The 11,054-nt window shown below is 70.6% G+C and carries 9 protein-coding genes; 3 read left to right on the top strand and 6 right to left on the bottom strand.

The features are described 5' to 3' along the window. Nucleotides 1–191: hypothetical protein (locus Q1N79_RS03305; protein WP_300604151.1), on the top strand; the 191-nt coding region annotated here is incomplete at its 5' end. A 175-nt stretch (nt 192–366) separates the two neighbouring features. Here the strand turns inward: Q1N79_RS03305 and Q1N79_RS03300 are convergent. Then, on the bottom strand, nt 367–891 hold the full coding sequence (locus tag Q1N79_RS03300; RefSeq protein WP_300604148.1) for a cysteine dioxygenase family protein: 525 nt from the start codon (nt 889–891) through the stop codon (nt 367–369). Nucleotides 892–1,566: 675 nt separating this feature from the next. Here Q1N79_RS03300 and Q1N79_RS03295 point away from each other — a divergent pair. After that, the gene (locus Q1N79_RS03295) at nt 1,567–2,007 is read left to right on the top strand and encodes an RDD family protein (protein WP_300604145.1); all 441 of its coding nucleotides are present in this window, start codon (nt 1,567–1,569) and stop codon (nt 2,005–2,007) included. Nucleotides 2,008–2,089: 82 nt separating this feature from the next. Here Q1N79_RS03295 and Q1N79_RS03290 read toward each other — a convergent pair whose 3' ends face one another. From Q1N79_RS03290 to Q1N79_RS03270, 5 genes are all read right to left on the bottom strand, one after another. Beyond that, a complete protein-coding gene (locus tag Q1N79_RS03290) occupies nt 2,090–4,900 on the bottom strand; it encodes a DEAD/DEAH box helicase (RefSeq protein WP_300604142.1) in 2,811 nt (936 codons plus the stop codon). Between the two features lie 64 nt (nt 4,901–4,964). Further along, on the bottom strand, nt 4,965–5,879 hold the full coding sequence (gene tatC / locus Q1N79_RS03285) for a twin-arginine translocase subunit TatC (RefSeq protein WP_300604140.1): 915 nt from the start codon (nt 5,877–5,879) through the stop codon (nt 4,965–4,967). A gap of 35 nt (nt 5,880–5,914) precedes the next feature. Continuing rightward, nucleotides 5,915–6,277, bottom strand: coding sequence for a Sec-independent protein translocase subunit TatA (gene tatA / locus Q1N79_RS03280; RefSeq protein ID WP_367185026.1), 363 nt, complete (start codon nt 6,275–6,277; stop codon nt 5,915–5,917). A 144-nt stretch (nt 6,278–6,421) separates the two neighbouring features. Next, nucleotides 6,422–8,065, bottom strand: coding sequence for a hypothetical protein (locus Q1N79_RS03275; RefSeq protein WP_300604138.1), 1,644 nt, complete (start codon nt 8,063–8,065; stop codon nt 6,422–6,424). Then, nucleotides 8,062–9,858 (bottom strand): hypothetical protein, encoded by a 1,797-nt coding sequence (locus Q1N79_RS03270; protein ID WP_300604135.1) that lies wholly within the window; start codon nt 9,856–9,858, stop codon nt 8,062–8,064. The genes Q1N79_RS03275 and Q1N79_RS03270 overlap by 4 nt, the downstream gene beginning before the upstream one ends. A 128-nt stretch (nt 9,859–9,986) precedes the next feature. Here Q1N79_RS03270 and Q1N79_RS03265 point away from each other — a divergent pair, with 128 nt between their 5' ends. Continuing rightward, nucleotides 9,987–10,697 carry a bifunctional 2-polyprenyl-6-hydroxyphenol methylase/3-demethylubiquinol 3-O-methyltransferase UbiG gene (locus Q1N79_RS03265; RefSeq protein ID WP_300604132.1) on the top strand — a complete coding sequence of 237 codons (711 nt, stop codon included), beginning with the start codon at nt 9,987–9,989 and terminating at the stop codon, nt 10,695–10,697. Nucleotides 10,698–11,054 lie beyond the last annotated feature (357 nt).

Below are 11,054 nucleotides of genomic sequence, written 5' to 3'. Positions count from 1 at the left end.
GGGACGACGCCGCGCTGGCGCTGGAGATGACCGGCGAGATGGCCGGACCCGGCGGGTGGGGCGTGCTGGAGCAGGCCACCGCCGCCGGCGGCGCCCGGCATCATCCCCGGCGCCTGCCCGCTGTGCAGCCAGCAAGTAACACTCGGCCGGCTCGCCGCTGCCCTATCCGCGACCCAACAAAGTACTACTAGGGCACGAGAGCCACGTTCCTGGCAGCTTTTTGTCCTAGTTTGTCCCGGCGTGTAGAAGGGCGCAAAGTATCCCGCGTCTTTCCGCGCGGGAGCGTGCGAGGCCGGCGTGACATCTGCGCTCAGGTGCGCGGGGGCGCGCGGGCGCGACAGGTGGGCAGGCGCCGGGGTGCGGGGACTAGCGAACCGGGAGGCCGTACTCGCGGCGGATGCTCGAGCCGACGCGGGTGATGTCGGTGCCGTACACGTGCATCGAGACGGCGATTTCCGTGCCGTTGTTGCGGACCTGGTGGATGTCGCCTGGCGGGGCGAACCCGCTGACCGCGCCGACCGGGTTCTGGTTGCGCGCGAGGATCTCGAGGTAACCGTCGCGCAAGGCGAAGATCTCCTCGTATTCGGCGCCTTGCAGCACGGCGGTCACGCACCACGTGAGGTGGTCGTGAATCGGGGTCAGCTGACCGGGCAGCCACACCATGACCGCGACGGAGAACGAGCCGTCGGGCTCGGCGTGCACGAGGTGGGTCTGATATCCCGACGGGTCACCCGCGAGCTGCTCGGGAGTCAGCAGGTCAGGCCCTGGCAGGTGGCGACGCAGCACGGCGGCGACACGGTCCGCGGTGTCGCGCCACGAACCACGGGCGCGCACCTCACGGCGGATCGCCGCGGCCAGGAAGGCGGGGCACGTACCCACGACGCGTGGCATTGCGATCCCGGCTGACGGCGCGACTGCTGAGGCGGTCGATCGCGACACGGCACCTCCTCGAGTGATTCTGCCGTCCCCTCTCGGTGACGGCTCCCAGCATTCCCTACCATATCAGTAGGTTTGAAGTCACACTAATGCCAGATCACATCTCCATTGATAAGCCGCATCGATGGATGGCGCGCCCCGAGGGGCGGGCGCAGGCAGCCCTCAACTCTCGCCCGCGGGCCCTACCGCCCGGGCGCCCCCGGGCCGGCGCGCATGCGGCGGCCGGCCGGCATTGACGGTGAATACCCCAATAGAGCGATTCTGAACAGAAACCAACAAAGTATTTCGCTGTCCAACGGTCAAGATTTCCATAACGTTTCACGCACGATTGTTACACTCTGCGACACATCGCAACTTCCGTCCCGTATAGTCCGGCTAGCAATTAAAAGCGGAGAAAGCGAGGGGGCAATGTCTCAGTCACCAGACTGGAACCCGGCAGGCGGCCCGCCGGCATATCAGCAGCCGCCGCAACCGTATCAGCAGCAGCCATATCAGCAGCAGCCGCCGCCATATCAGCAGCAGCAGCCGCCGCCATATCAGCAGCCGGCGTATCAGCAGCCGCCGTTCGGCCAGGTTAACCCTCAGGCGGCAATGGCACCGGCCGGATACGGAATTCCGGGAGTCGCACCCGTGCAGGTTCCGCCGGGAATGTATCTCGACCAGATGTCCGGCCTGGTCCTTCCGCTGGGGACGCAGCTCGCGCCTGTCGGCCGCCGGATCGGCGCCTACTTCCTGGGCATCCTGCTGTCGATTGTCACGCTGGGTATCGGCTATGCCATCTGGGGCCTGATCGCCTGGGCCAAGGGCCAGACGCCGGCGCAGCAGGTTCTGGGCATGCAGACCTGGAAGCCGCAGACCGCCACCAACGCCACATGGGGGACGATGTTCCTGCGCGAGCTTTCGTTCGTCATCGTGAACGTCATTCCTTTCGGGCAGATCGTCTCGTTCGTCCTCTTCGTCACCGGCAAGGAACGGAAGACGCTGCACGACAGCATCGCCGGAACGATCGTGCTGCACGACCCGAACAAGGTTCTCAGGCCGGTCAGGCTCGACCAGGCTCCGGCAGCGTAGGTTTCTCCCCACGCCACGGGCGGCGGCGGGCGTCAGGGAACGGGGAATTTTCATCCGCAGCCCGCCGCTGCCGGAATTCCGCTCAGTCGGCGAGAGCCGTGTAGGCCACGACACCGCGGCGCATCGCGTCGATGGCGGCCCGTGCGGTGGCCGCCACGCCGCGATCGCGGGGCCGCTCAGCCAGGTTCTTGGTGACCGCGTCCGACGTCGCCGTGTCGCGGGTGGCCGTGTCGTGATCGGCGGCGGCGGCGACCTGATCCAGCAGGTCGATCAGCTGCTTGGTCGACCGGACGAAGTCGCCGGGTGTGAGGCCAGGCACCGATTCAAGCACGTCCTCCAGCTTGGCGCCGCGCACCCACCGGTAGGCCGCCCACACGAAGCCGGAGTCCGGCTCGCGCAGGAACGAAACCCCGCTGCGCTTTTCAAGCTGGTCCAGTTCCCCCCAGGTCCTGGTCATCGCCGCGAGCACGTCACGGACCGGCCCCTTGGGCAGCCGTGCGGCGGGCGCGTCATCGGAAGGCTGGCGCGACTCGAACGTCAGCACGCTGACGCACGCCGCCAGTTCGGCGGGGTTCAGCCCGTCCCAGAAGCCCAGGCGCAGGCATTCGGCAGCTAGCAGGTCGAGTTCGGAGTACAGCCGAGCCAGCCGCCTGCCGTCGGGGGTGACCGTGTCGCCGTCGAGATAGCCCAGCTGGTCCAGCACGGCACAGACCTTGCCGAACGTGCGCGCGATCACATGCGAGCGGCTGCCGATCTGCCGCTCGAGCTCGGCGGCCTCCTGGCGCTGCCGGAAGTACCGCTCGGCATATCTGGCGTGCTGGTCGCGCTCCTGGCACCCATGACAGGGGTGACGGCGGAGCCTGCGCCGCAGCTCCGCGATCTCACGATCGCCGGTCCGGTCGCGATCACGGTCACGCTCGTGGTCGCCGGCGTCGCGTCCGGCGAGCTTGCTGCGCATCGAGGAGGCCAGGTCGCGCCGGTGCTTGGGCGAGCGCTCGCTGAAGTGGGACGGCACACGGAGCCGCCCGACCGGTTCGGCAGGGACGGGGAAGTCGGCCGCCGACAGCTGCTTCAGCTGCCCGTGTGCGGTGAGCACCAGGGGCCCGTCGGCGCGGGCCCCGTTGCTGAGGTCGCCCGCGGCCGGCGGCGGCTCAAGCACGACCGCCATCCCCTGCCGCCGCCCGGCAGGAACCCGGATGATGTCGCCGCGACGCAGCGTACCGAGCACGCGCCGCGCCTCCGCGCGCTGCGCGGCCGCACGACCGCGAGCGGCGCCACGCTCGGCCTCGGTGAGCTGGCGCCGGATGGCGGCATACTCCATGAAATCGCCGCGGTCGCAGGTCATCGCGGCGGCAAGCTCGTCGGCCTGCGACTGCACGCGGCGCAGCCTGCGGGCCAGGCCGACCACGCCCCGGTCGGCCTGGAACTGCGCGAACGACGACTCCAGCAGCGCGGCCGCGCGGGTTCGCCCGGCGCGTTCTGTCAGGTTGACGGCCATGTTGTACGACGGGCGGAAGCTGGAGTTCAGCGGGTAGGTGCGGGTGCCGGCCAGCCCGGCCACGGCGCCGGGGTCGATACCGGGCTGCCACAGCACGACCGCGTGCCCTTCGACGTCGATGCCGCGCCGCCCGGCCCGCCCGGTCAGCTGGGTGTACTCCCCCGGCGTCAGCGCGGTGTGCGCCTCGCCGTTCCACTTGTCCAACCGCTCGATCACGACGGTCCGCGCGGGCATGTTCACGCCGAGGGCGAGGGTCTCGGTGGCGAAGACCGCCCGGACTAGCCCGGCGGCGAACAGTTCCTCCACGACCTCCTTGAACGCGGGAAGCAGCCCGGCGTGGTGGGCGGCGATGCCGCGGCGCAGCCCGGTGACCCAGTCGTGGTACCCCAGGACCGCCAGGTCCTCCTCGGGGATGTCCGCGGTCCGCCGCGCCGCCACCGCCTCGATCTGCGCGGCCTCTTCCGGCGTGGTCAGCCGCAGCCCGGCTGCCAGGCACTCCTGGACGGCGGCGTCGCAGCCCGCGCGGCTGAAGATGAACGTTATCGCGGGCAGCAGCCCGTCCGCGTCCAGTCGGTCGATGACTTCTGGCCGGTACGGCGGCGCCGGCCGCCGGGGGCGGTGCCCGCCGCGGCCCGGGCGGGCGGCGGGCGCACGCGCCGCGTCCCGCTGCGCGAACCGGATCAGTTCCGGGTTGACCTGGTGGTGCTCGTCGTCGGTGAACAGGTCGTACAGCCGCCGCCCGGCCAGCATGTGCTGCCACAGCGGCACCGGCCTGTGCTCGTCGACGATGACCTCGGTCCCGCCGCGCACCTGGGCCAGCCAGTCGCCGAACTCCTCGGCGTTGCTCACCGTCGCCGACAGCGCCACCACGCGCACCGACTCAGGCAGGTTGATGATGACCTCTTCCCACACGGCGCCGCGGGAGCGATCCGCCAGGTAGTGCACCTCGTCGAGCACCACGTAGCCGAGGTTGCGCAGCGCCGGGGACCCGGCGTACAGCATGTTGCGCAGCACCTCGGTGGTCATCACCACAACCGGGGCGTTCCCGTTGATGCTGTTGTCCCCGGTCAGCAGGCCCACGCGCGCGGCGTCGTACCTGCGCAGCAAGTCGTTGTACTTCTGGTTGGACAGCGCCTTGATCGGGGTGGTGTAAAAGCACTTGCGCGCCTGCGCGAGCGCGAGGTGCACCGCGTATTCCCCGATGACCGTCTTGCCCGACCCGGTGGGAGCCGCGACGAGCACCCCGTCCCCGGCGGTCAGGGCGCCGCAGGCAGCCACCTGGAACGGGTCGAAATCGAAGTCGTAAAGCTCGCGGAACGACGTGAACTCCGGGGCGGCCTGCCGGTCGCGAAATCGCGAGTACTGCTCGGCCGGAGTCACCGCCGATGTGCTCATGGCTCCAAGGGTAGGGGACGGATCATGACATCCGGCGGTATCCCCCCGGCGTCAGTGAACGAGCTCAGTTGAGCGAGCTGTCCGCGTCCACGGGCGCGGTCGCCTCGAGCGGCGAGAGTTCGTCGTCGGAAAGTCCCGCGTACGGGCTCGGATGCAGGCGCGCCCGGCGCTTGTCGTTGAAGTAGACGATGATCTCCGCCACCTCGACGAGCACCACGGCGATCCCGCCGAGCATCAGCATCGTCCACGGGTCCGGGCTCGGGTTGACGATCCCGGCGATCAGGAAGATGAGGAAGATCATCATCCGGCGCCACTTGCGGAATCGCTCGTGGGTGAGGATGCCCGCGATGTTCAGCATGACGATCACGAGCGGCAGCTCGAACACGATGCCGAAGCCGACCAGCATGCCGGTGAAGTAGCCCAGGTAGGTGTCCCAGCTGGGCAAGACCAGCGTGTTCTGCGGCGCCAGGCCGAGCAGGTAGTGCAGGCCCCTGTCCATCACGAAGTAGGCGAGCACGGCGCCGCCGGCGAACAGCGGCACGGCCGTCAACGTGAACAGGTAGGCCCACTTCTTCTCGCGTGCGTACAGCCCGGGCGCGATGAACGCCCACAGCTGGTACAGCCAGATCGGGCACGTTCCGACCAGCGCGAACCAGAACGCGACCTGGATGCGCAGGAAGAACGGGTCGAATATGCCGCTGGCGACGAGTTTGTCGCCGACCACCTGACAGCCGGTGCGCCCGTTGATGACGGCGGAACAGAACGGGTGCGCCACGATGTTCAGCGTCGCGTTGGAGAACACCAGCGCGATGATCATGCCCACGAGGAGCACGACGGCCGCTTTCAGGATGCGGTTGCGCAGTTCGCGCAGGTGCTCCATGAGGGGCATGCGCCCCTCGGGGTTCTGGCGGCGCTTCATCCGCACGTACCGCTCGCCCACAATACGGGCACCCGTCACCGCGCCGGGCTTGTTCGCCATGACCGTTAAGCCCCTTCCGGGAACCCCGGCCGGGGTCAGCGAGTCTGCTGGCTGTCCGCCGCGGCCGTGCCGTTGGCGGAGACCGACTGCTGCAGGCTGTTGAGCTGCTCCTGCAGTGCCGCGATCTGAGCCTGCGTATCAGCCGATGACGCGGGCGCGGGCGCCTGCAGCTGGGCGGGGGCCGCAACCGGGGGGGCTACCTGGGCCACCGTGGTGGCCGGGGCGGCCGGGGCGCCCGACTCGTCATCGTTGAGGCCCTGCACCTCGGCCTTCAGGATGCGCATCGACCGGCCAAGCGAACGCGCGGCATCGGGCAGCTTGCGCGACCCGAACAGCACGATGATCACGACCGCGACGATCAGGATCTTCCACGGGCTGTCGAACAGGTCACCAATCATTTGCGTCCTCTGCAACAAGGTGTGAGTCCCGCACGGTGGGACTCATCTCGGCAACGAGTCTACACGTCATTCGCGACCCGGCCAGGTCCGGATTGGGCCGAATCACGCGCCGGCCGGAGACGGCCGGACAGGGGCGCGCGCCGGCTAGTGCAGGTGCGCGAACAGGTTCTCCGGCCAGACCATGATCGTGTACTCCCGGTACCGGTAGGTCTGGGCCGGCCGCCCGAACGTCGCCACGGCCTCGCGCGCGGAAACCTCGTACGCCCCGAAGGTGGACAGCACGAGGAAGTTGGCCCGCCGCGACCCCGGGTCGTACCAGGCGCGCTTCGCCTCCCACTTGTAGGCGGCAAGGAACCGCCCGTCGGCCACGACCGGCCGCAGGCCGATCGCGCCATGGCTCTCCGCGGTCACGATGTTGGCCTGCGAGTAGCCGCTGACGCCCGAGGTCAGGTGGTGCGCGGAAAGCCAGGCCGTCAGGTCCGCGTACTGGGGCGCGGCGGCCGGCTGGGCCGCACCGTAGCCGAGCATCGCCGCGTAGCAGGCCACCGCAAGCCCGAGGGCCAGCCGCGCCCCAGCCCGCGCCGCGAGAATGCGCTCGCCGAGCAGCCGGCCGGCCAGCACGGCGGCGAACGGCAGGACCGGGGCGACCTCGCGGATGCTCGCCAGGTTGACCGCGGGCACGATGGCCAAGAAGGCCGCCACGTTGAACACGATCGCCGTCACAAGCACCGACTCGACGATGGCGTCGCGGCGCAGGAACCGCCGCACGGCCGCGCAGAAACCCCACACCACCAGGGCCACGCCAACCAGGTGGGCCACGGCGAAGACGACGAGCACCCCCGACCCCGCACCGAAGAAGTCCGCGCCGAACAGCTCGAGCAGCCCCTGGCCGCCGATCCTGAGGTTCTGCGCGAACACGGCGCCGCTGACGAGCCTGGTCTGCAGCGGGCTCAGCTGCCAGCCGCCAGCCGCCCTGATCAGCGCGATGCCCGCGAGCCCGGTGGGGATGGCGGCGAGCGCGGCCGCCGCCATCGACAGCTCATACCAGCGCGCCCGCACGCCCCTTATGCCTGTTGGCACAGGCCAGCCGGCCCTGCGCACGACGACGCCCTGGTACGCCCGCACGGCGCAGACGACCGCGAGCGGTATCGCGCCGATGACGATGACGAGCTCGTCGGCGACAACCACCCAGGCCAGCGCGAGCCAGACCAGCACAGGGACATACCAGCGGCGCCCGGCCAGGTCGATCAGCAGCAGCACGAGCAGCACGGGGACGGCGGTGCCCGCGTGGTCCGGGGACAGCACGAGCGTGCCGATGCCGTTGCCGAGCTGCGGCGCCAGCATGATCCCGCCGGCCACGGCCGCGCGGACAAGCCCGGCCCGGCCGCGGGCCCTGCCCCTGGCCAGGAACGCCGCAAGCAGCACGAGCAGCGTGTAGGTCATCGCGCCGCCGACGTGCATCACGTCGGCGGACAGCCCGCGGACGGACTCGATCAGCATGTACTGCGGCAGCTCTGTGCTGTAGAACGACACGTCGGCCACCCACCAGCCGCGCAGCAGCGGGTTGCCGTGCAGCATGTCCCACGCCTGGAGCGCGATCGAGGCGCCGTCCGAGCCGACCGAGATCGTGCGCGACTGCAGCAGGTAGCACGTGAACAGCGCGACGGCCGCGACCGCGGTGCCGACTGCCCACAAGACCGCGCCGCGGACGCGGTCCCGGCCGCCGGACGGACCCGCCGCATGGCGGCTGCGGGACCTCGCCTCGCCCGTCGTCGAGGTGCCGCTCAACTCGATCGATCCGGCTCGGCCTGTTGGCGCGGACCAGCCGGTCCTGCTGCTGCCACCGCCTTGCTGATCCCGGGGAACACGCGACCGCCCAGCTTGGTCAGCAGGTTGTAGTTGTAGACCATGATCACGTACGGCCCTACCTGGTACTGGTGGGCCGGGCGGCCGAAGACCTTGCGCACGCTGGCGATGGGCAGCCCGCCCGGCGGCGCGCTGGGGTCGGTGGCGGCGATGACGAAGTTGGCCCGCCGCTGACTTGGCTCATACCAGGTGACCGACGCCTCCCAGTGCCGCGCGGCGGAGGCCTGGTAGACGACCGGCGCGACGAGCACCTTGCCGCCGCTGGCCACCGTGATGTTGTTCGACTCCCAGTAGTAGGCCAGGCCCTCGGTGTACTTGTGGCCGGTCAGCCAGTTCACCAGCGCCTGGTCCGGCACCGGCAGGGGCGCCCAGGTGGCCGCCCAGCACAGCGCCGCGAGGCTGCAGGCGAGCCACGCCCCGAGCAGCGGCACAAGCACGCGGCCGGGGTGCCAGCGGGCCGGGACCAGGCCGGGCAGCATCCGGCCGGCGAGCACCGCGCCGAACGGCAGCAGGATGGCGACCTCGTGGGCGTGGCTGAGCGAGGGCAGCTCGGTGCCGAGGATGCCCCAGGCGAGGACGGCGAGCGTGCCCGCGAGCAGGATCTGCGACACCCGGTCGATGCGCGTGCCGAAGAAGGTCGCGATCGCCACGGCCAGCCCGCATGCCGCCAGCGCCAGCCCGATCAGGTGCAGGTGCGCGATCAGCGCGAGCTGGTGATCGGAGACGTTGGCGCCGAACAGCATCATGATCGTCTGGCCCATCACCCGGGCGTTCGAGGGAACCTGCGAGCTCGGGGAGAGCAGCTGCTGCGGCAGCGGGTGCAGCGCGTAGCCGCCGAGGTCGCGCAGCACCCGCTCGGCGAGCTTGGCCAGCTCCGCGGAAAGCCCGGCGGCCAGCAGGAGCAGGGCGTCGTAGCGGAATTCGGCGAGCGGCCGGCGCCGCAGCGCAAGCACGAGCAGCCGGACCAGCGCGACAGCGGCGACAGGAACGGTCGCCGCGACCAGGGTGAGCTGGTCGCCCACCTGAATCCCGGCGAGCAGCACGCACACCGCCACCGGGACGTACCAGCGCTCAGGCGCCCGGTCCATGAGCAGCAGCACCACGAGGATGGGCACCGCGGTGCCGGCGTGGTCCGGGTTCTCGAGGAACACCGCCGTGCCGCCGATGATCCCGGGCGCGAGCATGATCCCGCCGGCCACCAGCGCCCGGACGACGCCCGCCCGGCCCTTGACCCGCCCCCGCGCCAGCAGCGCGGCGAGCAGCACGGTCAGCGTGTAGGTGAGCGCGCCGCAGATGTGCACCACGTCGGGCGTCAGCCCGCGGAACACCTCCACCAGCACGTACTCGGGAAGCTCCGTGGTGTAGAAGGAGACGTCGGCGGTCCACCAGCCGCGCAGCAGCAGGTTCCCGTGCAGCATCACGTTGGCCTGCAAGACGATCGAGGCGCCGTCGGCGTTGAACGGCGCGATCCGCGACTGGCGCAGGTACAAGGTGAACAGGCCGAGGCCGGCGAGCAGCAGGCCGCCGGCCCACGCGAGCCGCAGCTGCCAGATCGCGGCCCGGCGTGACCCGTGCGCCCCCGGGGCCCCGCCCGTCTGCGCCTGGGACGGGGGGTCGCCGGCTTGCGCCGGGCCCCCGGCCTGGGCAATGCCGTTACCCGCGTCAGCGGCGCGCTCCCGGCCAGCGGGCTGGCGGTCACTGTTTATCCGATGCAACCGAGCACCATCCAGTAAGCGCAGTCGTTACCCCATGATCGGGGACTTATAGTAGTGCCGCACCGCGCCCGGCGGCGAAACGGGGATCCCCGCCGTCCGCTACACCTGCGAGCCATAAGGTTCATCACATGTCAGTCAACGTGCCACCCGCGCCGGCAGGCGGCCGCCGCGCGGCAGCCGGCATCAACTTCCAGCGGCTGTATGAGTACCGGTTCCGTGATGTCGACCAGGCCGCCAGGGAGACGGTGTGGCGGGAGATCGCCCACTACGTCCACGGCCGGATGGGCTCCCCGGTCCGTGTCCTGGATCCGGCGGCTGGGCGAGGCGAGTTCATCGCCGCGGTGCCCGCCGCCGAGCGCTGGGGAGTCGACCTGGTCAGCCACGGCGACGCCGAGCTCGCCGGGGTCAAGATGATCATCGCCGACATCATGGACGCCGATCTGCCCGACGACTACTTCGACGGCGTGTTCCTGTCTAACTTCCTGGAGCACCTGGCGGACCAGAACGCGGTCGCCGACGTGCTGGCCAGGCTGTCGCGGGCCATGCGGCCCGGCGGCCGGATCGCGATCATGGGCCCGAACTTCAAGTACTGCGCCGGCGAGTACTTCGACTGCGCCGACCACACGGTGATCCTGTCGCACATCGCGGTCGCCGAGCACTTGTACGCCGCGGGGTTCGACGTGGCCGCGGTATACCCGAAGTTCCTGCCGTACTCGTTCCGCGGCCTGCTCCCCCCGTCGGCCCGGCTGACCCGGCTGTACCTGCACACCCCGCCGCTGTGGAAGGTGCTCGGCAAGCAGTTCCTCGTCATCGGCCGCAAGCCGGCCACGCCCGCCTAACCGGACGGGCCGCCGCGCGCGGGCGCCGGCGCTGGCCCCGGTGCCGGGGAGTTGAGGTGCGGGCCGTGTGGGTCATGGACTGTCGGCGGCGTGTGCCGTTTTGGTCCTGGCAGGGGCTGGGTGCTGTGGTTGCCGGTGCGGGGCTTGCCGGGCGGGTGCCTGCTCTGCCGGCTGGGGGGTGATCTGGCCTGGCGGGGCCGGCCCGGGGCCGGCCCGGGGCGGGCGCGGGGCGGGGTGTGCCGCGGCGCGAGGTAGCTTCTCGTGCTCCCGGCGCTCGTGATGAGGAAAGGCCGGCGTCCCGGCGGGGCGGGCTTGGTGGCCGGGCAGGGTGCCGGCGGGCCGGGGGCTGTGGCCGTG

The sequence above is a fragment of the Trebonia sp. genome (assembly GCF_030042015.1).
Classification (GTDB): domain Bacteria; phylum Actinomycetota; class Actinomycetes; order Streptosporangiales; family Streptosporangiaceae; genus Trebonia.
This window is presented reverse-complemented; position numbering and strand designations above follow the sequence as displayed.

What these genes read in the sequence shown, in the direction of transcription:
- tatA (WP_367185026.1), bottom strand. Translation starts at nt 6,277, where the DNA reads ATGATTGGTGACCTGTTCGACAGCCCGTGGAAGATCCTGATCGTCGCG.
- Q1N79_RS03290 (WP_300604142.1), bottom strand. Translation starts at nt 4,900, where the DNA reads ATGAGCACATCGGCGGTGACTCCGGCCGAGCAGTACTCGCGATTTCGC.
- Q1N79_RS03300 (WP_300604148.1), bottom strand. Translation starts at nt 891, where the DNA reads ATGCCACGCGTCGTGGGTACGTGCCCCGCCTTCCTGGCCGCGGCGATC.
- Q1N79_RS03265 (WP_300604132.1), top strand. Translation starts at nt 9,987, where the DNA reads ATGTCAGTCAACGTGCCACCCGCGCCGGCAGGCGGCCGCCGCGCGGCA.
- tatC (WP_300604140.1), bottom strand. Translation starts at nt 5,879, where the DNA reads ATGGCGAACAAGCCCGGCGCGGTGACGGGTGCCCGTATTGTGGGCGAG.